The 20,534-nt window shown below is 71.4% G+C and carries 22 protein-coding genes; 4 read left to right on the top strand and 18 right to left on the bottom strand.

What is annotated here, in order from left to right:
- Positions 1–63: 63 nt before the first annotated feature.
- The 12 genes from ACYSUO_RS33915 to ACYSUO_RS33860 all read right to left on the bottom strand — a co-directional run bounded on the left by ACYSUO_RS33915 (position 64) and on the right by ACYSUO_RS33860 (position 12,529).
- Positions 64–1,734: a DoxX family protein gene (locus tag ACYSUO_RS33915; protein ID WP_461780074.1), complete on the bottom strand. Its 1,671-nt coding sequence runs from the start codon at positions 1,732–1,734 to the stop codon at positions 64–66.
- 100 nt (positions 1,735–1,834) lie between these two features.
- Positions 1,835–2,785, bottom strand: coding sequence for a 23S rRNA (guanosine(2251)-2'-O)-methyltransferase RlmB (gene rlmB, locus ACYSUO_RS33910; protein WP_461780051.1), 951 nt, complete (start codon positions 2,783–2,785; stop codon positions 1,835–1,837).
- Positions 2,786–2,880: 95 nt separating this feature from the next.
- The gene (gene cysS, locus ACYSUO_RS33905; RefSeq protein WP_461780050.1) at positions 2,881–4,278 is read right to left on the bottom strand and encodes a cysteine--tRNA ligase; all 1,398 of its coding nucleotides are present in this window, start codon (positions 4,276–4,278) and stop codon (positions 2,881–2,883) included.
- Positions 4,279–4,492: 214 nt separating this feature from the next.
- On the bottom strand, positions 4,493–4,822 hold the full coding sequence (locus ACYSUO_RS33900) for a pyridoxamine 5'-phosphate oxidase family protein (RefSeq protein WP_461780073.1): 330 nt from the start codon (positions 4,820–4,822) through the stop codon (positions 4,493–4,495).
- Complete coding sequence (locus tag ACYSUO_RS33895; RefSeq protein WP_266712549.1) at positions 4,819–5,223, bottom strand: PPOX class F420-dependent oxidoreductase; 405 nt, start codon at positions 5,221–5,223, stop codon at positions 4,819–4,821. Before ACYSUO_RS33895 ends, ACYSUO_RS33900 begins: the two co-directional genes overlap by 4 nt.
- A gap of 4 nt (positions 5,224–5,227) precedes the next feature.
- Entirely contained in the window at positions 5,228–6,466 is a 1,239-nt protein-coding gene (locus ACYSUO_RS33890) for an MDR family MFS transporter (protein ID WP_461780049.1), read from the bottom strand.
- Positions 6,467–6,582: 116 nt separating this feature from the next.
- Positions 6,583–8,301, bottom strand: a complete 1,719-nt coding sequence (locus ACYSUO_RS33885; protein ID WP_461780048.1) for an ABC transporter permease subunit — start codon at positions 8,299–8,301, stop codon at positions 6,583–6,585.
- A complete protein-coding gene (locus ACYSUO_RS33880) occupies positions 8,301–9,764 on the bottom strand; it encodes an ABC transporter substrate-binding protein (RefSeq protein ID WP_461780047.1) in 1,464 nt (487 codons plus the stop codon). Before ACYSUO_RS33880 ends, ACYSUO_RS33885 begins: the two co-directional genes overlap by 1 nt.
- Positions 9,764–10,327 carry a GNAT family N-acetyltransferase gene (locus ACYSUO_RS33875; protein ID WP_461780046.1) on the bottom strand — a complete coding sequence of 188 codons (564 nt, stop codon included), beginning with the start codon at positions 10,325–10,327 and terminating at the stop codon, positions 9,764–9,766. The genes ACYSUO_RS33880 and ACYSUO_RS33875 overlap by 1 nt, the downstream gene beginning before the upstream one ends.
- Before the next feature lie 178 nt (positions 10,328–10,505).
- Complete coding sequence (gene ispF / locus ACYSUO_RS33870) at positions 10,506–10,997, bottom strand: 2-C-methyl-D-erythritol 2,4-cyclodiphosphate synthase (protein WP_461780045.1); 492 nt, start codon at positions 10,995–10,997, stop codon at positions 10,506–10,508.
- Positions 10,987–11,748 (bottom strand): 2-C-methyl-D-erythritol 4-phosphate cytidylyltransferase, encoded by a 762-nt coding sequence (ispD, locus tag ACYSUO_RS33865; protein WP_461780044.1) that lies wholly within the window; start codon positions 11,746–11,748, stop codon positions 10,987–10,989. The genes ispF and ispD overlap by 11 nt, the downstream gene beginning before the upstream one ends.
- Before the next feature lie 298 nt (positions 11,749–12,046).
- Positions 12,047–12,529, bottom strand: coding sequence for a CarD family transcriptional regulator (locus ACYSUO_RS33860; protein ID WP_266712542.1), 483 nt, complete (start codon positions 12,527–12,529; stop codon positions 12,047–12,049).
- Between the two features lie 619 nt (positions 12,530–13,148).
- On the opposite strand from ACYSUO_RS33860, the gene ACYSUO_RS33855 reads away from it, so the two are divergent.
- Positions 13,149–13,790 (top strand): copper chaperone PCu(A)C, encoded by a 642-nt coding sequence (locus tag ACYSUO_RS33855; protein WP_461780043.1) that lies wholly within the window; start codon positions 13,149–13,151, stop codon positions 13,788–13,790.
- Positions 13,791–13,872: 82 nt separating this feature from the next.
- On the opposite strand, the gene ACYSUO_RS33850 is transcribed toward ACYSUO_RS33855, so the two are convergent.
- Complete coding sequence (locus ACYSUO_RS33850) at positions 13,873–14,553, bottom strand: response regulator transcription factor (RefSeq protein ID WP_266712540.1); 681 nt, start codon at positions 14,551–14,553, stop codon at positions 13,873–13,875.
- Positions 14,550–15,842: a sensor histidine kinase gene (locus ACYSUO_RS33845; RefSeq protein WP_426902394.1), complete on the bottom strand. Its 1,293-nt coding sequence runs from the start codon at positions 15,840–15,842 to the stop codon at positions 14,550–14,552. The genes ACYSUO_RS33850 and ACYSUO_RS33845 overlap by 4 nt, the downstream gene beginning before the upstream one ends.
- Positions 15,843–16,038: 196 nt before the next feature.
- Between ACYSUO_RS33845 and phoU the strand changes: the two genes are divergently transcribed.
- Entirely contained in the window at positions 16,039–16,722 is a 684-nt protein-coding gene (phoU, locus tag ACYSUO_RS33840; RefSeq protein ID WP_327662230.1) for a phosphate signaling complex protein PhoU, read from the top strand.
- Positions 16,723–16,815: 93 nt separating this feature from the next.
- Here phoU and ACYSUO_RS33835 read toward each other — a convergent pair whose 3' ends face one another.
- The gene (locus ACYSUO_RS33835) at positions 16,816–16,977 is read right to left on the bottom strand and encodes a hypothetical protein (RefSeq protein ID WP_461780042.1); all 162 of its coding nucleotides are present in this window, start codon (positions 16,975–16,977) and stop codon (positions 16,816–16,818) included.
- Positions 16,978–17,092: 115 nt separating this feature from the next.
- Here ACYSUO_RS33835 and ACYSUO_RS33830 point away from each other — a divergent pair, with 115 nt between their 5' ends.
- On the top strand, positions 17,093–17,626 hold the full coding sequence (locus ACYSUO_RS33830; protein ID WP_461780041.1) for a chloramphenicol phosphotransferase CPT family protein: 534 nt from the start codon (positions 17,093–17,095) through the stop codon (positions 17,624–17,626).
- On the opposite strand, the gene ACYSUO_RS33825 is transcribed toward ACYSUO_RS33830, so the two are convergent.
- The 3 genes from ACYSUO_RS33825 to ACYSUO_RS33815 form a co-directional block, all read right to left on the bottom strand.
- The gene (locus ACYSUO_RS33825; RefSeq protein WP_461780040.1) at positions 17,613–17,906 is read right to left on the bottom strand and encodes a hypothetical protein; all 294 of its coding nucleotides are present in this window, start codon (positions 17,904–17,906) and stop codon (positions 17,613–17,615) included. The genes ACYSUO_RS33830 and ACYSUO_RS33825 overlap by 14 nt on opposite strands.
- Before the next feature lie 48 nt (positions 17,907–17,954).
- Positions 17,955–18,221, bottom strand: coding sequence for a hypothetical protein (locus ACYSUO_RS33820; RefSeq protein ID WP_461780039.1), 267 nt, complete (start codon positions 18,219–18,221; stop codon positions 17,955–17,957).
- A gap of 124 nt (positions 18,222–18,345) precedes the next feature.
- Positions 18,346–19,107 (bottom strand): phosphoglyceromutase, encoded by a 762-nt coding sequence (locus ACYSUO_RS33815; protein WP_426902404.1) that lies wholly within the window; start codon positions 19,105–19,107, stop codon positions 18,346–18,348.
- Between the two features lie 135 nt (positions 19,108–19,242).
- Between ACYSUO_RS33815 and ACYSUO_RS33810 the strand changes: the two genes are divergently transcribed.
- Entirely contained in the window at positions 19,243–20,505 is a 1,263-nt protein-coding gene (locus ACYSUO_RS33810) for an MDR family MFS transporter (protein ID WP_461780038.1), read from the top strand.
- The last annotated feature ends 29 nt before the right edge of the window (positions 20,506–20,534 follow it).

Raw genomic sequence — 20,534 nt, 5'->3', positions numbered from 1 at the left:
GACGATGGGGCCCCGCACATGAATCGTGCGGGGCCCCATCGTCGTACAGGCAGGAAGAGCGCGTTACTCGCCCAGCAGTCCGCCCACCAGGCCCGACTTCTTGCCGTCCTGGCCGCCGGACGACGTGCCGCCGTCCGTTGACGTGCCGCCCGAGGTCGGCGCGCCGCCGGTGCTCGACGGCGGCTGCTGCTGCGGCGCCGACTGCTGCGGCGGGGCCTGGCCCGCGGTGGCGCCCTGGGTCGGCGTCGTCGTGGTGCCGCTCGTGGCGCCCGTGTCCGTGCCCGCGGTCGCGCCGGCGGAGCTGGGGGATCCGGACGGGCGCGTCGTGGCGCCCCGCGTCGGCGCGTCGGAGGACGAGGCCGAAGGGCTCCTGGTGTGCTGGCGCTGCGAGGCACTGGTGCCGGGCTCGGAGGGGAGCGGGGAGCCGGGCACCTCGTTGCGGGGCGCGTCGCCGGGGCCCGGGGCGGTGACCCGGTCGGCGTCGCGGACGGCGCCGCCGAGCACCGAGCCGATGAGCAGCGTGCCGCCGATGACGAGGGTCGCGACGACGGTGCCGCGGCGCAGGACGTAGCCGCGCAGGTCCCACAGTGCGGCGCGCGGTCCGAGTCGGCGCCAGGCGCCGCCCGCGAGCTTGCCGTCGATGGAGTAGACGGGGGCGCCGGCGATGATCAGCGGGGACCAGGCGGCGAGGTAGATGATGTCGGGCGCGTCGTAGGCGGGGAGGGTCTTCCAGCTGACGGTGACGAGCAGCGCCGCGGAGAGCAGCGCGCCGATGCCGGCGGCGAGCCGCTGCCACAGGCCGAGGACCGTGAGCACGCCGACGATGACCTGGAGGAAGGCGATCACGAGGCCCGCGCCGACGGGGTGCTGGAGCGCCCAGTCGCGGAGCGGTTCGGCGAGGGCCCAGGGGTGCAGCGAGTTCAGCCACTTGACCATGGAGCCGCGCTCTCCGCCGTCGAAGTAGACGGGGTCGCAGAGCTTGCCCATGCCGGCGTAGATGGAGATGAAGCCGAGGAAGACGCGCAGCGGGAGCAGCACGACGCCGAGGTTCATCCGGCGGCCGGGATAGTAGGCGTGCCTGACGGGTCCGTAGCGGCGGGCGGCCGTGCTCTCGCCGTCGGAGCCGCCGTCCGGCGAACCGGTCCGCTCATCGAACTCGTCGTCCCCGTACGGGACTTGCTCGAGCTCGCCGGACTCCTCGAAGGCGCTGCCGGACTGGCGCATGCGCGGCAGGATCCGCGTGTGCGTGTCCGCGCCGCCCTCCCAGGGGCCGACGGTGGGCGTCTCCTGGGTGGCTTCGCCGGAGGGCGAGTCGCGGTACAGGCCGAGGTCGTCGCCGAAGTCGCGCTCGTCGACCCGCGGGATGACCTGCGTGGCGGTGCCTTCGTCCGGTTCGCCGGAGCGGCGCGCGCCCTGCAGGAGTCCGCTGGTGTCGAGGCCTCCGCCGTTCATGACGACGGGGCGGCGGCGCCGGGCGCCGGGCGTACCTGCGGCGGTGATGACGGGGATGCGGGTGGTCGCCGCGTCGGCTCCGGCCACGCCCGTGGCGCTCAAGTGCCGTGAGATGCGCGGGAGTTGCGACTGCTGCGCCGTGGGGAGCCGCACGCGGAAACTCGCGTGGTTGACGATGACCTGCGCCGGATCGCACGGAACCTTCACCATGCTCAGCGCGGGACCGTCGTCGAATCCCGACGTGCGGTCACCCGAGGGTGTGCGGGGCGTTCTGGTGTCCACACTCATCTAACCGAGTGATGTGTGTTTAGGACACTGCCTCCGACCCACCGAAATGTCCGGGCCCCGTCAAGGATCTCGAGGCCCGGACAGCGGCTACGGGTCAGGCGCGGCGGCGGGCCGCCTCGTACAGGACGACGCCCGCGGCGACGCCGGCGTTCAGCGACTCGGCGCCGCCCGGCATCGGGATGCGGACTCGGTAGTCGCAGGTCTCGCCGACGAGGCGGGACAGGCCCTTGCCCTCGCTGCCGACGACGATGACGACGGGGCCGCCGAGGGCCTCCAGGTCACCCACGGTGTGCTCGCCGTCGGCGGCGAGGCCGACCACGGCGATGCCCGCCTTCTTGTACTGCTCCAGGGTGCGCGTCAGGTTGGTGGCGCGGGCGACCGGCGTGCGCGCCGCGGTACCGGCGGACGTCTTCCACGCGCCCGCCGTCATCCCGGCCGCGCGCCGCTCGGGCACGACCACGCCGTGGCCGCCGAAGGCGGAGACGGAGCGGACGACGGCGCCGAGGTTGCGCGGGTCGGTGACGCCGTCGAGCGCGACGATCAGCGGGTCCTCGCCCACGTCGTACGCGGCGGCGGTGAGGTCCTCCGGGAACGCGTACTCGTACGGCGGGACCTGGAGGACGAGGCCCTGGTGGTTGAGCCCGTTGGTCATGCGGTCGAGCTCGGGGCGCGGGGCCTCCATGAGGTGGATCCCGCCGCGCTCACCGGCGACCTGCAGGGCCTCGCGCACCCGCTCGTCGTTGTCGATGAACTGCTGCACGTACAGCGTCGTGGCGGGCACGCCGCCGCGCAGCGCCTCGACGACCGGGTTGCGGCCGACGACCATCTCGGAGGTCGACTTGCCGCGCGGACCGCCGGTGCGGTTGGCCGGACGGGCCTGGGCGCGCTTGGTCTTGGCGTTGGCGGCACGCTGCTTGGCGTGCCCCTTGCGCATCTCGGCGGGCGGCGTGGGGCCCTTGCCCTCGAGGCCGCGGCGCCGATTGCCACCGCTGCCTACCTGCGCGCCCTTCTTGCCGGACATGCGGCGGTTGCTGTTGGCGGCCATGACCTACCTGTCTCTTACGTGAATCTGTGGGTGCGTACGTCTATGAAGTGTGCCGCCCGAAGCGCCAGGCGGCACATTCGGCTGCTCGGCGGTGGTCAGCCGAGCGTCCAGCGCGGCCCCGAGGGGCTGTCCTCGATGGTCAGTCCGGACTGCTTGAGCCGGTCGCGGATGGCGTCGGCGGTGGCCCAGTCCTTGCGGGCGCGGGCCGCCTCGCGCTGCTCCAGCAGGAGCCGTACGAGGTGGTCGACGACGCCGTGCAGGTCCTCGCCGGAACCGCTGTCCGCCGCGGCCCACTGCTCGTCGAGCGGGTCGAGACCGAGGACGCCGAGCATGGCGCGCACCTCGGCGAGGCGGGCGACGGCGGCTTCCTTGTCGTCGGCGGCGAGGGCGGAGTTCCCCTGCCGCACCGCGGTGTGCACGATGGCGAGCGCCTGCGGGACGCCGAGGTCGTCGTCCATGGCCTCGGCGAAGGCGGGCGGCACCTCGTCCGAGGGCGCGACCGTGCCACCGGCCAGCTCGGTCACCCGCTGCACGAAGCCCTCGATCCGGGCGAACGCCGACTCGGCCTCGCGCAGCGCGTCCTCGCTGTACTCGATGGTGGAGCGGTAGTGCGGGGTGCCGAGGTAGTAGCGCAGGACGATGGGCCGCCAGTGCTTGACCATCTCGCTGACGAGGACGCTGTTGCCCAGCGACTTCGACATCTTCTCGCCGGACATCGTGACCCACGAGTTGTGCACCCAGTACGTCGCGAAGTCGTCGCCGAAGGCCTTGGCCTGCGCGATCTCGTTCTCGTGGTGCGGGAAGATCAGGTCGATCCCGCCGCCGTGGATGTCGAAGGCGGACCCCAGGTACTTGTGGGCCATGGCCGAGCACTCCAGGTGCCAGCCGGGACGGCCCCGGCCCCACGGCGTCTCCCAGCTGGGCTCTCCGGGCTTGGCGGACTTCCACATCGCGAAGTCGCGGGAGTCGCGCTTACCGGTCTCGCCCTCGCCGGACGGCTGGAGCAGATTGTCCAGCTCCTGGTTGGACAGCTCCAGGTACCCGGGGAACGACCGCACGTCGAAGTACACGTTCCCGTCGGCCTCGTACGCGTGCCCGCGCTCGATGAGCCCGCGCATCATCTCGACCATCTCGGTCACGTGCCCGGTGGCACGCGGCTCGTAGGTCGGGGGCAGGCAACCGAGCGCGGTGTACGCGTCGTTGAACGCCCGCTCGTTCTCGTACCCGATCGACCACCAGGGCCGGTTCTGCTCCCCGGCCTTCTTGATGATCTTGTCGTCGATGTCCGTCACATTGCGCACGAACGTGACGTCGTAGCCGCGGTACGAGAGCCAGCGGCGCATGATGTCGAAGTTGAGGTTGGACCGGACGTGCCCGATGTGCGGGGCCGCCTGCACCGTGGCGCCACACAGGTAGATCGAGACACAGCCCGGAATGAGCGGGGTGAAGTCACGGATCTGCCGGGCGCTGGTGTCGTACAGGCAAATAGTCACCCCTCCAGGGTAGTAGGCCCGGAGGCATGCGATGGCCTCCGGCCGTTTACCGGGTGATGTGCGCGCCTGCGGCGGGGCTCGAGCAATCAAGCCCCTGCGGCGATTGAGCAGCGGGGTCCGGAGCGGAGCCCCGAGGCGCTCGCCGGGTAGCCGTGGCTGAGCTTGGGGCTCCGCCCCGGACCCCGCGCCTCAAACGCCGCAGGGGCTTGATCGGTCAGACTCGGCCGACGACCTTGCGTGCCTTCACCCGGACGACCACTCGTTCGGCGTCCTGGCCGGCCGTCGGGTTGAACTCCGCGTACTCGGCGTACGGGTACGGGTACGGGTTGTCGGCCGGCTGGACCAGCACCGTCACACGCGGGTCCGCCTGCAGGTTCTTCGTCTTGCGGCGGTCGACGGTCGTGGAGAACAGGACGTCGTCACCGTCGCGCTTCGCCCACACCGGCGAGACCTGGGGACTCCCGTCGGGCTGAATCGTGGCAACGGCGATGCTGCATCCTTCAGCGGGCTCCGCCCGCGGGCCTTGCTGTCGAGCAGCGATCAGACCCGGCCGACGACCTTGCGGGGGCGGACGCGGACGACCACTCGTTCGGCGTCCTGGCCGGACGTCGGGTTGAACTCGGCGTACTTCTTGCCGGTGTACTTCAGGGACAGCTCGTCGATGAGTTCCTGGCCGCCCTCCGTGGTGATCTCCACGGTGCCGCGGATCTCGGCGTAGGCGTACGGGTTGTCGGCCGGCTGGACCATCACCGTCACACGCGGGTCCGCCTGCAGGTTCTTCGTCTTGCGGCGGTCGACGGTCGTGGAGAACAGGACGTCGTCGCCGTCGCGCTTCGCCCATACCGGGGAGACCTGAGGGCTCCCATCGGGCTGGATCGTGGCAACGGCGATGAACACCTTGCTGTCGAGCAGTGCCTTGAGCTCGTCGGACAGCTGGGCTGACATGGCCTCACTCCTTCTCGGGGGACGGTTGGCGCGTACCCGATCCTCCGTGAACGCACCCGGGCGGGCCGGTATTTCGGCGCTCCTTTCGCACAGGTGTCACGAAGCGGGCGAGCCCCGCCGCCGCCAGCGGCACCACGGCGAGCGCCGACCACAGGGCGGGCGCGGGCAGGGTGAGCAGCGCGCCCGTTCCGGCGCTCCCGGCCAGTACGGCGAGCCCTGAAACGGAGGACAGCGCCCCCGTCGCGAGGCCCAGGTACCGCTCGTCCACCAGGTCCGGGACGAGGCCGCGCGCCGCCGGGACGAGCAGCATCTGGCCGAGCGTGAGCAGCACGACCAGCGCAGAGGCCGGCAGCAGCGCGTATGGGGTGTGGCCGGGGAGGTACGGGGCCGTGGCCGCGACCGTCACGAATCCCGCCGCCACCAGCAGCAGGCCCCCCGTCAGCGCGGTCCGCGGCGCGATCCGGGCCGCGGACCAGCGGGTGACGGGCAGCTGGGCGCCGACGACGAGCAGCGAGGACAGCGCGAAGAGGAGGCCCACCGCGTCCTGCGAGCCGGTGGCGCGGGTGAGCTCGACGGGCAGCGCGAGATAGAGCTGGTTGTAGGCGATGAGGTAGCCGCTGTACGCGAGGCAGAGCGCGAGGAAGCGGGGGTTCGCGAAGACGGTCCGGGCGCCGTGCATGCGCCGGGTTCGCACGGGTTCCCGGCGCGGCATCAGGCGCGCGTGCCCGGCGAACACCCCCACGAAGACGAGCGCGCCCGCCAGGCACGCGGCCCGGAACCCGGCGTACAGCAGCGCGGTGCCGAGCAGCGGCCCGAGGAACGCGCCGGCCTGCCCGGCCGCCGAGAAGACGCCGAGCACCTGGGCGCGCGGGACGCCGGTGGCGCGCTCGTGGCGGACGGCCTCGCGGGCCGCCTCCGACTCGACGGCGGGCGAGAACAGCGCGGCGGCGAACCCGACGAGCACGACCGCGGCGACGACGGTGACCGTGCTGCCCGCGAAGGCGAGCCACACGAACCCGGCGATCCGCAGCAGACACCCCGCCAGCACGACCGGCCGCGGCCCGAACCGGTCGGTGAGCGCACCCCCGACCACGAACAGCCCCTGCTGACTGAACGTCCGCAGCCCGAGCACGAGCCCCACGGCCCACCCCGCGAGCCCGATGGTGTCGGCGAGGTGGGTGGCGAGGTACGGCAGCACGGCATAGAACCCGATGTTGAACGCGAGCTGAGTCCCGGCAAGCATCCGCAGGTACGACGGAAGCTCCCGAATCAGCCGCGCGCCTCCGGACCCCCGGTTCGGCAAAATCAAGCCCCGCCGGCGTTTGAGGCGCGGGGTCCGGGGCGGAGCCCCGTGGCCGGTCACCGTCGCCGCCCGCGCGCGGAACCGGACGCCAACACCACCATCGCCCCCACACCCGCCAAGCCCACCGCAGGTGCAAGCACGGACCACGGCGCCCGCTCCGCATACGGAAGGTTCTCCATCAGCAACCGCCCCCACTCGGGCGTCGGCGGCTGCGTCCCCAGCCCCAGAAAACCAAGGGACGCCAGCGCCAGGGTCGTAGGAGCGAGCCGCAGCACCGCATGCCGCCCCACCGTCGGCACCACCGCGCTGAGCACATGCCGCCGCAACACCTGCCACCGCCCCGCGCCTGAGGCGACCGCCGCCTCGACATACCCGGCCCCCCGCTCCGCCTCGGCGACGGCCGCCGTGTGCGCGGCGAGCGGCGCCCAGCCGACCGCGGCGACGGCGACCGCCGCCCCCGCGACGCCCGCCCCGAACAGCCCGGTGACAAGGAGACCCGCCAGGATCGCGGGCAGCGCGTTGGCGACCTCGGTGAGCCCCGCGGTCCACCGCATCAGACCCAGGCCGACACCCACCACGAAGCACACCGCGCAGACGGCCGCCGCCACGGCGAGCGTGCGCAGCGCCCCGTGGCCGAGCCGGGCGAGGACGTCGCGGCCGAGCGCGTCGGTACCGAAGGGGTGGGCTCCGGACGGACCCGACAGCCTGGCGGCAAGGTCGACCTGGAGCGGATCCCGGGTCAGCCCCCACACGATGACGGCGAGCAGCCCAGCGGCCAGCGCCCCGGAGGCGTACAGCCGCCCGCGCCCGCCCCCGGCCACCCGCGCGAGCCCCGGCAGCGCGCCCGCTTCGAGCGCGGGACCGAGCAGCCGGCGGCGTACGAGACCGACCACCACGGCCGCGGCCACTCCGAGCCCCAGCAGCACCAACAGGCACCCCTGGAGCAGCGGCAGGTCGAGGTCGAGCGCGGCCGCGACGGCCGTGCCGCCGAGCCCCGGAATCGCGAAGACCGCCTCCACCGCGGCCGCGGCCCCGGTGAGCCCGACCACCGTGAGCCCCGCCTGCGGCAGCACCGCGGGCAGCGTCCGCCGCATCGCGTGCCGGGCGATCCGCGCGCGCGGCATGCCGTTCGCCCGCGCCGCCCGCACCCACGGTTCGGCGAACGCGGCGGGCAGCGCGTCCTGGCCGAGCCGCCCGAGCACGGCCCCTGCCGGGATGCCGAGGGCGAGCGCGGGCAGCACGGCGGAGGCGGGCGAGGCCCAGCCCTGCGCCGGGAACCAGCGCAGGTGCACGGCGAACAGCGTCGCGAGGACGGAGGCGAGGAGGAACTCGGGGAGCGCGGCGAGAATCCCCGCGCCCACCCCGTGCGCCGGTTCGGGCCGCGCGCGCCGGAGCGTCGGTACGCAGAGCGCCACGGCCAGCACGACCGCGACCACCATCGCGTACGCCATGAGGGACAAGGACACCCAGAACGCGGAGCCCACGTCGGAGGCGACATCGGCGCCGGTCACCCAGGACGCGCCGAGATCCCCGTGCGCGAGCCCCCGCACCCACTGCCCGAGGAACGTGAACGGCCCCTCGTCCAGGCCGAGTTGGTCCCGCACCTCGGCGAGCTGCTTCGGCGTCGTGGGCGCGTCGCCGTAGCGCGCGTGCAGCACGGTGAGCGCGGGATCGGTGCGGGTCAGCCAGGGCAGCAGCGCGGTGAGCACGAGCAGGCCGGCGGCGGCGCCCACACGGCCCACCGTCACGGACAGGCCCTTGCGGATACGGGACATCAGGCGCGCGTCTCCAAGCCGACGAACTGTCGCTCATAGGGGTCGAGAACGACCCCGCGCACCCCGGCCCCGACGCCCTGCAGATGCTGTTCGTGGACGATCGGCACGGCCGCGTCGGTGCCGAGAATCGCGGCCTCGGCGCGCAGCATGGCCCGGTGCCGCGCCGCCCCTTCGAGCCCGGCGGCCTCGCGCACGAGGCCGTCCACCCCGCGGTCGCTCAACTGCGAGATGTTGAAGCTTCCGTCGCTGGTGTAGTCGGAGGCGAAATACGAGACCGGGTCGCCGGTGTCGAGCGCGGTGGACCGGGACATCAGGAACGCGTCGTACTCCCCGTCCAACGCGCCCGACTCGAGGCGCGCGTAGTCCTTCACGACGAGCCGCACCGCGAACCCGGCGCGCCGCAGCTGCTGTTGGAGCGCGGCGGCGACCTCGGGCAGCTCGGCCCGGTTGGTGTACGTGGCGAGGGTGAGCGTCTGCCCGTGCGGCTTCGCCGCCTTCGCGCGGCCCGTGACGGGGAGCTGCTTGCCGTCGGCCCAGGCGAAACCGGGGCCCAGCAGGCCCGCGCCCCGCGTGGCGTACCCCTCGTACACGCTGCGCGCGAGGGCGCTCGTATCGATGGACTCCCGCACGGCGGCCCGCAGACCGGCGTCCGCGAGCGGCCCGGTCCGCGTGTTCAAGTACAGGGTCGTGGTGCGCACGGTGGCGACCTCGCGCGCCCGGTCGCCGAGGACGAGTGCCTGGGCGGCGGGCACGAACTCGGCGATCTCGATCTGGCCCGAACGCAGCGCATTGGCGCGGGCGTTGTTGTCGGCGACGAACGTCACATCGAGCCCGCGCGCGGCCGCCTGCCCGCGCCAGTGCCCGTCGAACCGGTCGAGCGTCGCGGACACGGCCCCGTTCACCTTGGTCAGCGCGAAGGGCCCGGTGGCGGTCCCGACGGGATCGACGCCGCCGTCCTTCTTGTACGCGGCCGGGGAGAAGATCGCGAGCGACGGGTTCGCGAGCCGCGCGGGCAGCAGCGGGTCGGCGGTGCCCGTGGTGATCCGTACGGTCCGCTCCCCCACGGCACGCGCGGTGAGCCGCATGTCGCTGAGCACCCTCGGCTGCGTCTTCGCCCGCCCGGCCCGCGTCAGCGCCCCCTCGACGGCATCGGCAGTGACCCGCCCGCCGTCCTGGAACCGGGCATCGCGCAGCGTGAACTCCCAGGTGGTGGCGGACGTGCGGGTCCACTTCTCGGCGAGCGCGGGGTGCACGACACCGGCGGTGTCCATGCGGGTGAGCCCGTCGACGACGGCGAGCCGGCTGAGCAGCAGCCCGTCGTCGCTGTACGGGGAGAGGCCCTGGGTGGGCGCGAAGGCGAGGTCGACGGCTATCCGGCCGTGACGTGCGGTACCGGTGAACGAGCCGCAGGCGGACGTCAGCCCGATCCCGGCCGCCGCCAGCAGAAAGCCGCGGCGCCGCATCAGCCGACGGGCGCGTACGCGGGAACCGGCGCGGGCAGCGGCAGCTCGAAGTGCACGATGCCCTGGCCACCCCCCGGCAACTCCCGCTCGTCGCACACCTCTTGGGCGACGGAACGCCAGAAGGGCTCGGCGCCCGGCACGGCGGGATCGGTGTGCAGGTAAAGCGCCTCGTACCCACCGACCCCGACCACGAAGTCGGTCAGCTCCCGCACGAGAGCCCTCGCGAGTCCGTGCCTCCGGTGCTCCGGGCGTACGTAGATCCGGCACAGCTGGGCGGTGGACCCGGAGGGGAAGCGGTCGGCGACCCACTGCGGGTTCGGCGGGGCGGCGGGCCCGCGGTCGCGGACGGCGCCGGTGGCGACGATCTCCCCGCTCTCCCGGTGCTCGGCGACGAGCAGGGTGCAGCGTTCGGGGCGCAGATAGTGGGCGGCCGGGTCGACGATGTCGGCGTGCCAGCGCGGCACGTACCCGGAGCGCAGGTCGCGGTACACGGTGTCCAGCATGACGGCACGGGCCTCATCCACGTCGCCGTCCCCGGCCACGCGGATCACGTATTCACCCATCGCCTGCCTTCACCACGAACGGACCACACTGCCCACCCATGCTAACTGCAACCGATTCGCAATAAGCTGGCAGGGCACTGTGCCCACTCGAGTGAGGTCCGGGCCACTCAAGCCACTTCAGCCCCGCCGGCGCTTGAGGCGCGGGGTCCGGGGCAGCGCCCCGGCGGTGACCGGCGGATTACACCCGCGCAACCAACGCCGTCGCCACCGCCATCAACCCCTCGTCACGCCCGGGAAACCCGAGCCCATCCGTGGTCGCACCCGACACCGTCACCGGCGCCCCCGCGGCCTCCGAGAGGACCTTCTGCGCCTCGTCGCGCCGCTTCCCGATCTTGGGCCGCGGCCCGACGACCTGCACGGCCACGTTCCCGATCACGAACCCGGCCTCGCGCACGATCCGCGCGGCCTCGGCCAGCAGCGTGATCCCACTCGCCCCGGACCACTCGGGCCGCCCGGTACCGAAGTGCTGCCCGAGATCACCCAGCCCGGCAGCCGAGAACAACGCGTTGCAGGCCGCATGCGCCACGACATCCGCATCGGAGTGCCCCGCGAGCCCGGGACCGGAGTCCTCCCACTTCAGCCCTGCGCACCACAGCTCGCGGCCCTCTTCGAAGGCATGGATGTCGGTCCCGATGCCGACCTGCGGAAGAACCACCTGGTCAGAACCCATCGTTGGCCCTCCTCCGCGCGAGCACGGCCTCGGCCAGCAGCAGATCGAGCGGCCGCGTCACCTTGAACGCCTCCTCGTGCCCCGGCACCAGCACCACCTGGTGGCCGAGGTGCTCGACCATCCCGGCGTCGTCCGTCACATCCTCGGTCACGGCCTCGTGCGCGCGCACGAGCGTCTCCCGGTCGAACCCCTGCGGCGTCTGCACGGCCCGCAGCTTGGCCCGCGAGGGCGTCGCGACGACCGGCTCCGGCGAACCGTCGGTGCTCGGCACGACCTCCTTGACCGTGTCCGCGAGCGGCAGCGCCGGAACGACGGCCGGAGCCCCGTCCCGTACGGCCTCGATGACCGCGTCGACCGTGTCGACCGGCACGAGGGGGCGGGCCGCGTCGTGCACGAGCACGATGTCGATGCCGTCCGGCAGGGCCTCGAGCCCGAGCCGCACCGACTCCTGCCGGCTCTCCCCACCGGGCACGACGACGAAGTCGGTGCGCTCGGGCAGGGAGTGATCGGCGAGCAGCAGCTTCACTTCTGCGGCGCCGTCGGGCGGCGCGACCACCACGACGAGGGACACGGCGCGGGACGCCGCCATCGCGCGGACGGCATGGATCAGCATCGGAGTACCGCTCAGCGCGCGCAGCGCCTTGGGGGCGCCTGGACCGAGGCGCACGCCCCGGCCGGCGGCCGGAATCACGGCCGCGGTGCGTACTGCGCTGCCTGCTGTGTTGTCCAATGGACGCGTTTCGTCAGACATCGGTTCCGTTCAGGTTTGTGCGCTCGGGAGAGGTGGGTATGGCCACAGCGTGCCGGGCGCGACGCCTTGACCGGACCCTTCCGTGACACTGGTCGAGCCAGCTGTCCGGGCCCGGCACACCACAGGGGATCACGCGAAGCGTGTATGGGTACGAACTGGGTATGAACATGCCGCAGCGCCCGGCGACACCATCAGGGTCATCGGGCACCACGGCATTGTTCTTTACGCGACAGCAGTCGTTACGTGCATGGCCGTTACGCGCATGACCGTTACGTACACGGTGTCGCGGCAGCGCGCATCAGGACGCGAGAACCTCGTCGAGCAGGGCCTCGGCCTTGTCCTCGTTCGTGTTCTCCGCGAGTGCGAGCTCGCTCACCAGGATCTGGCGAGCCTTGGCGAGCATGCGCTTCTCACCTGCGGAGAGTCCGCGCTCACGCTCCCGACGCCACAGGTCACGAACCACTTCCGCGACCTTGATGACATCGCCGGAGGCGAGCTTCTCCAGGTTTGCCTTGTAACGGCGCGACCAGTTCGTGGGCTCCTCGGCGTACGACGCGCGCAGCACCTCGAAGACCCGGTCGAGCCCGTCCTGACCGACCACATCACGCACGCCGACGAACTCCGCATTGTCCGCTGGCACACGTACCGTCAAGTCGCCCTGGGCGACCTTCAGCACCAAGTAGGTCTTGTCCACGCCTTTGATCTGGCGAGTTTCGATAGCCTCGATCAGCGCGGCCCCGTGATGGGGATAGACCACGGTGTCGCCAACCTTGAACGTCATGTGACAGGTACCCCTTCCGTGGCTATCCAGTCTAACACGGAAACTGCGGGTTCTGAATGGCGTTTTCGCAGGTCAGGGCATATCTCGGGGCTTGACAACTCCAACAGGAACGTGCTGCGGAGGGGTGGCGGAGGGCGGTATTCGCAGGTCGGAGCCGTTCTTCGAGGAAGCCGAAACGGGTACGCTACCGCCGCCCCAGCGGGCCCTCCAGGGGCTGAAAGTCCCGGTTTGCGTGCTTCGAAGCGATGAACTTTCGCTACTCCGTTCAGGGACTCGGAGGTACGTTCGAGATGAATCCAGAATTGATCTTCGCGAATCGTCGCCCCACGTGATCGTTTTTCCGGACCCCCGCGCATTCCTTACCGGATATCCGTCCAGGCACCTGGACAGGCATTATGTGAATGATGAACAAGGGGCTTCGGCGACCCAATGGTGACCGTGGGGAACGCGGGGTGATCGGGGTGCGGGCGGAGCGGCCGGGAACAGCGTCCGGTCCCGAGGGGCGGGTCGGGTGCGGCGGCTCGGGAACGGCTCGGTAACCTAAGGCCGCTGACAGACCCTTAGGGCGGCTTTACACCTTGCCGCCTTGCCCGCCCACGTTCAAGGAGTTGCCGCCGCCGTGAGCAGCAGTCTTCGACGCGGCTCCCTCGCCGCCGCCGCCATCGCGTTCTCGATCGCCTCGCTCGCCGCATGCGGCGCCGGCAACAACGCGCAGACACTCGAGGTCAAGCCGGACAACGCCGCGACCTCGGTCGGTGACATCCGGATCCAGAACGCCACCGTCATCACCCAGCCGGACCGCGAGTCCAAGGGCCCGGCCGTCGTCACGGGCACGCTCTTCAACAACGGGAGCTCCGCCCAGACGCTCGACGCGATCACCGTCGACGGCGTCGGCAAGACCGCGAAGCTGACGGACGCCAAGGGCGCCTCGAAGATCACCGTCCCGGCCGGCGGCTCCGTCGTCCTCGGCGGCAAGGGCAACGCCTCCGCCGAGCTGCCCAACAGCCGCACCGCCGTCCTCGACGGCAACGCGCAGCCGATCACGTTCTCCTTCAGCAAGGCCGGAGACGTGAAGCTGAAGGCGTTCGTGGTGCCGGCGGACAGCTACTTCAAGAAGTGGGGCCCGAGCGAGGTCCCGGCCGCGCCGGGCACCTCCGCGAGCCCGTCCACGTCGGCGTCGACCTCGACGTCCGCGACGCCCGGTCACGGGGCCTCGGCCTCGACGTCGGCCTCCGAGTCGGAGAGCCCCGCGGGCCACTGAGCACGTAGCCGTACATACGGCGGAGGGGCGGAACCCGATGTGGGTTCCGCCCCTCCGCCGTATGCCATGTGCCGGGTACGGCCTACGGCTCGAACTTGTAGCCGAGCCCGCGCACCGTGACGAGGAACCTCGGCGCCCCGGGGTCCGGCTCGATCTTGGCGCGGAGGCGCTTCACGTGGACGTCGAGCGTCTTGGTGTCGCCCACGTAGTCGGCGCCCCAGACGCGGTCGATCAGCTGCATACGGGTCAGCACGCGGCCCGCGTTGCGCAGCAGCATCTCCAGGAGGTCGAACTCCTTGAGCGGAAGGTCGACCTTGCCGCCGCCCACCGTCACGACGTGACGGTCGACGTCCATGCGGACGGGCCCGGCCTCCAGGGCCTGCGGCGCGACCTCCTCCGGCTCTCCGTGGCGGCGCAGGACGGCCCTGATGCGAGCGACCAGCTCGCGCGAGGAGAACGGCTTGGTGACGTAGTCATCGGCTCCTATTTCGAGCCCGACGACCTTGTCGATCTCGCTGTCCTTGGCGGTCACCATGATCACCGGGACGTTGGAACGGCCGCGCAGCTGACGGCAGACCTCGGTGCCGGGCAGGCCCGGCAGCATCAGGTCGAGCAGGACGAGGTCGGCACCGTTGCGCTCGAACTCGTCGAGGCCGTCGGGTCCCGTGGCCGCGATGGCGACCTCGAAACCCTCCTTGCGGAGCATGTAGGACAGGGCGTCGGAGAAGGACTCCTCGTCCTCTACGACAAGCACTCGGGTCACGGAAGGACCTCCGGGGCGGCAGGAGTGGCAGGAAGGGATGCGTATGCGGTTGTGTTGTCGGGCCCGTGTGCGTCGTCTTCGTCGCGTACGTCTCCGGGGCCACTGGTGCGGGATGTCTTGGGGGAACGTGAGGCGCGGGTCGCGGCCGCTTCGGGCAGCCGCAGCGTGAAGGTGGAGCCCTGTCCCTCGGAGCTCCACACGGTCACCTCCCCGCCGTGCGAGGCCGCCACGTGCTTGACGATGGCGAGGCCGAGGCCCGTGCCGCCGGTCGCGCGGGAGCGGGCCGGGTCGACGCGGTAGAAGCGCTCGAAGACGCGCTCCTTGTCCTTCTCCGAGATGCCGATGCCCTGGTCGGTGACGGCTATCTCGATGCGGTCGCCGCCGCCGGCGGAGACTCGGCGGGCGGCTATGCCCACGCGCGTACGGGCCGGCGAGTAGTTGACGGCGTTCTCGACGAGGTTGCCGAGGGCGGCCGCGAGCTGGCCCCGGTTTCCCCATACGCGCAGGTCGGCGGTGCCGCCGGCGGCCATCGTGATCTGTTTGCTCGCGGCGGGCTGGCGGCAGCGGTCGATGGCCTCGGCGACGAGTTCGTCGACGCGCACCGGCTCGGAGTCCTCCAGCGGGTCGTCGTTCTGCACGCGCGACAGGTCGATGAGTTCCTGTACGAGGCTGGTGAGCCTGGTCGCCTCGTTCTGCATGCGGCCGGCGAACCGCTCGACGGCCTCGGGGTCGTCGGAGGCGTCCATCACGGCTTCCGACAGCAGCGACAGGGCGCCGACCGGCGTCTTCAGCTCATGGCTCACATTCGCGACGAAGTCGCGGCGTACGGCCTCGATGCGCCGGGCCTCGGTGAGGTCCTCGACGAGCAGCAGTACGAGCCGGGAGCCGAGCGGGGCGACGCGGGCGGACACGGCGAGGGCGTCGCCCCGTCCGGTGCCGCGCCGCGGGAGATCCAGCTCGACCTGGCGTATCTCCCCGTCGCGCCGGGTGTCGCGGGCCATCTGCAGCATCGGTTCGACCGCGAGCTTCCCGCCGCGTACGAGACCGAGGGCGTACGCCGCCGAGCTGGCCTTGACCACGCTGTCCGCCTCGTCGAGGACGACGGCGGAGGAGCGGAGCACGGAGAGCACGGTGTCGACGCCGGGCGGAAGGACCGGGTCCGTGTGCAGGGAGGTGCGGGTGGGGCGTTTCTGGTCGCGTTCGCTCCAGCGAAACGCCAGCATGGCGATGACACCGGTGCACACTCCGGCGATCGCTGCCGCTGCGGCGACCGCCGCGTTCACGTCCATGTCTTCAGGTTATGCGGCACCGGCCACTCCTCCACAGCCATCCGAGTGGCCGCTCGAACACTCGTCGCCCAGAGTTCACCTTGGGTACGGGGTCGATTCACTTGTGGTGCCGGATTCGGACGCGTACAGGACGGAACGTGGGAGCGTGGGGCCAACCGGGTCCCATACGTAGCCAGGTACAGAGAGGGAACGCCGCATGCGTGACGCGTACCACGAGGAACTTGACTCGATCGGCGAGGGCCTGGTCGAGATGGCCCGCCTTGTCGGGTCGGCGATCGGGCGCGCCACCACGGCCATGCTCGACGCCGACCTGAAGCTCGCCGAGACCGTGATCGCCGCCGACCAGAAGGTGGACGATCTGCAGCACGAGCTGGAGGCGCGGGCCATAGCCCTGCTGGCCCGCCAGCAGCCGGTGGCGACGGACCTCCGTATCGTCGTCACCTCGCTCCGTATGAGCGCCGACCTGGAGCGCAGCGGTGACCTCGCCCAGCACGTGGCGAAGCTGGCCCGCCTCCGCTTCCCGGAGCGGGCGGTCCCCCACGACCTGCACGCCACGATCCTGGAGATGGGTCAGCTGGCGCAGCGCCTGATGGCGAAGGCGGCGGAGGTCATCATCACCAAGGACGTCGACCTGGCGATGCAGCTGGAGCAGGACGACGACGAGATGGACCTGCTGCACCGCACGCTCTTCCAGCACCTGATGGACGAGAAGTGGAAGCACGGCATCGAGACGGCGGTCGACGTGACGCTGCTCGGCCGCTACTACGAGCGCTTCGCGGACCACGCGGTGTCGGTGGCCAAGCGGGTCGTCTACCTGGTGACGGGTGAGCACGCGGACGAGGTGCAGGCGTCGACGGCGGCGCCGGCCGAGAGCGCCTGACACCTTCACGGGTACGACGGCGTCGTCGTCTACGCGAACGGGGCACCGCACGGATGTGTGCGGGGCCCCGTTCGTCGATCTCGGCGGCTGTGGTCAGCAGCTGCCGCCGCACTTGCACGGAGCGCCCGACTGGCAGCCGCAGCCGCAGCCCGAGCCGCATCCGCAGGCTCCGAGCAGCACCAACTTCGGTACGGACCGGCCCACTTCGACCGGTACTTCGGGGGACGGGTTCGGCTTCGGGGAGTCGGCGGCCATGGTTTTCCCTCCTCGACGGGGCTCCGCGGTGGAGTCCTTCCCCCATTGCATGCCCATTCGGGCGGGCGCATCAACGGCGCACGCGAGCGCGGCAGTTGCTGCGTAGGCTGCCGCCATGCCCCAAGTGATCGTCCTCAACGGCGGCTCCAGCTCAGGCAAGTCGACCATCGCCCGCGAACTTCAGACGCTGCTCCTGCCCTCTCCCTGGCTGACCCTCAGCGTGGACACGCTGATCCAGGCCCTGCCTCCATCAGGCGCAGGCATCGAGTTCGCCCCCGACGGCTCGATCTCCGTGGGCCCCGCCTTCCGCCGGATCGAGGACGCGTGGATGGCGGGTGTCGCGGCGATGGCGGCGGCAGGAGCGCCCGTGATCATCGACGAGGTCTTCCTGGCCGGCCCCCACTCCCAGACCCGCTGGCGCAAGGCCCTGACCGGCCTCGACGTCCTCTGGGTGGGCATCCACTGCGACGCACAGGTCGCGTCCGCCCGGGAAGCCACCCGGCCCGACCGCATCCCCGGCATGGCCTCCTCCCAGGCGACCGCGGTGCACGAGGGCGTGACCTACGACCTGGTGGTGGACACGACGGGGGCGGGGGCGGGGGCGGGGGCGTGTGCGGGGGAGATCGCGGGTTGGGTCAGCCCGCAATGACGGCGCCGCCGGACCCGACACTCAACCGCATCCTGCACTCGTCGTCGGCCGTCACCCGCACCGGCATCCCCCAGTGCTCACTCAGCCGCCGCCCCACCTCGACGAGACGCCTGCGCTCCTCGGGGGTGTACGCGGGGTACGTCGCGGTCCCGCGGTCGGCAATCTGATTGCCCAACTCGCTGAACAGGATGTTCCGGTAGCGCCGCTCCTCTTCCTCGCTGAGCGGGACGGGAGCGTCGTCACCGGGGAGCACACGCACGTTGTAGAGGTCACGGGCCATGCGGCGGAGGCTATCGCTCCGGCCGACGCCATGCCTCCAACTACGCCCTCAACACTTCTTCTTCAGCACGTTGTAGAAGTCGTCGGCGAACTCGTCCCTCGACTCCTCCGACGCGTACGTCGGGATCATGACGGGGTGCTGCGGGTCGTGCGCGCGGTAGGCCTCGCAGTACTCGTGGCGATCGGCCTTGGTGCTCTCGTACCAAGCGCCCTCCCCGGCCGACCTGGTGGGTCGCAGTTCGGGCTTCTCCTGCGCACACGCCGAGAGCAGAGCGGCAGCCAAGACCGCCAGGGCGAGAACGGGTATGCGTTTCATGAGTCCTCCACGGCATCGGGACCACGAGCTTAGGGGCCCCCGAGCGGCAACCGACGGCACCTCCGGGCATGAAAAAGCCTCCCACCCGCGCCATTCGCGCAGGTGGGAGGCATGATCACGGAAGCTACTTCTTCTTGCCCTGGTTCTTGACCGCCTCGATGGCCGCCTTCGCCGCGTCGGGGTCCAGGTACGTGCCGCCCGGCTTGACCGGCTTGAAGTCGGCGTCGAGCTCGTAGGAGAGCGGGATGCCCGTCGGGATGTTCAGGCCCGCGATGTCGGCGTCGGAGATGCCGTCGAGGTGCTTGACCAGGGCGCGCAGCGAGTTGCCGTGGGCCGCGACCAGGACCGTCTTGCCCGTGAGCAGGTCCGGGACGATGCCGTCGAACCAGTACGGGAGCATGCGGACGACGACGTCCTTGAGGCACTCCGTCTGCGGGCGCAGCTCCGGCGGGAGCGTCGCGTAGCGGGGGTCGGAGAACTGCGAGTACTCCGCGTCACGGTCCAGGGCCGGCGGCGGGGTGTCGTACGAGCGGCGCCACAGCATGAACTGCTCCTCGCCGAACTCGGCGAGCGTCTGCGCCTTGTCCTTGCCCTGGAGGGCGCCGTAGTGGCGCTCGTTCAGGCGCCAGCTGCGGTGGACCGGGATCCAGTGGCGGTCGGCCGCCTCCAGGGACAGCTGCGCGGTGCGGATCGCGCGCTTCTGGAGCGACGTGTGGACCACGTCGGGGAGCAGGCCGGCGTCCTTGAGCAGCTCACCGCCGCGGACCGCCTCCTTCTCGCCCTTCTCGTTCAGGTTGACGTCCACCCATCCGGTGAACAGGTTCTTCGCGTTCCACTCGCTCTCGCCGTGGCGGAGGAGGATCAGCTTGTACGGTGCGTCGGCCATGGGGCCGAGCCTAATCGACCGGTCCGGCGGCCGCCGATTGACGGTCCCCGTCAATTGAGTGGCCCCCACAGATACCCGGCGAGTAAGTTACGTAAACCTTCTGCACTGCTTACATCGGCCCCGGGGGATGCACCCATGTCAGTCGCCTCGCTCAGACGTGCCGCCACGGAGTCCGTCTCCGGGCTGCCGCGTGAATTCTGGTGGCTGTGGACCAGCACCCTCGTCAACCGGCTGGGAAACTTTGTACTCACCTTCCTCGCGCTGTATCTGACCGCCTCGCGTGGGTTCTCGGCCTCGTACGCCGGTCTCGTCGCCTCGCTGATCGGGCTCGGCGGCGTCATCGCGTCCGTGCTCGGCGGGGTCCTCGCCGACCGGCTCGGGCGGCGGCCCACCCTGCTCGGCGCACAGCTCGCAACCTCGGCGACGGTCGCCGCGCTCGCCTTCGTGCGCGACCCGGCGTGGATCGCGGTCACCGGCTTCGCCCTCGGCCTCGCGTCGAACGCCTCGCGGCCCGCGATCCAGGCGATGATGGCCGACATCGTGCGCCCCGAGGACCGCGTCAGGGCGTTCTCGCTCAACTACTGGGCAATCAACCTGGGGTTCGCGGTCTCGTCCGTGTATGCGGGGTTCCTCGTCGCGCAGAGCTACACGCTCGGTTTCCTCGTCGAGGCCGGGATGACGTTCGCCTGCGCCTGCGTCGTCTTCGTGAAGGTGAAGGAGTCGCGGCCGGAGCGCACCGTGGTGGTCGGCTCCGTGCCGCCGCCCGCCGTCACCATGGGGACCGTGCTGCGCGACGGCCGTTTCATGCTGATGGTGGGACTGTCCTTCCTGGTCGCCGTCGTGTTCACCCAGAGTTCGGTCGGGCTGCCGATCGTCATGGGCGAGAACGGGCTGAGCAGTTCGGACGTCGGGCTCGTCGCCGCCGTGAACGGTGTCGTGATCGTCGCGCTGCAGATCCCGCTCACCCGGTACATCGAACGCCGGGACCCCGGGCGGTTGTTGACCGTCTCCTCGCTGCTCATCGGGTACGGCTTCGCGCTCACCGCCCTCGCCGGATCGCTCGCCGCGTACGCGCTCACGGTCGTGGTGTGGACGCTCGGCGAGATGATCAACGCGCCTACGCAGTCGGGGCTCGTGGCCCGGCTCTCCCCCGCCGAAGGACGCGGCCGCTACCAGGGCGTCTACACCATGTCGTGGTCCGCGGCAGCCCTCGTCGCCCCGCTCGCGGGCGGCTGGGTGATCGACACGGCGGGCGCCGGATGGCTGTGGGCGGGGTGCGCGATCCTCGGCACGGTGACGGCGATCGGCTACTGGGCGCTGATGCGCGGACTGTCGGACACCGAGCCCTCGAAGCCCGCCACCCCGGCGCCCGTGGCGGCCGAGAACAGCCCCGCTTGACCGGGCAGTTCGGCGGGTACGTGACCGTA

The organism is Streptomyces sp. UC4497, from assembly GCF_054871485.1.
This window is presented reverse-complemented; position numbering and strand designations above follow the sequence as displayed.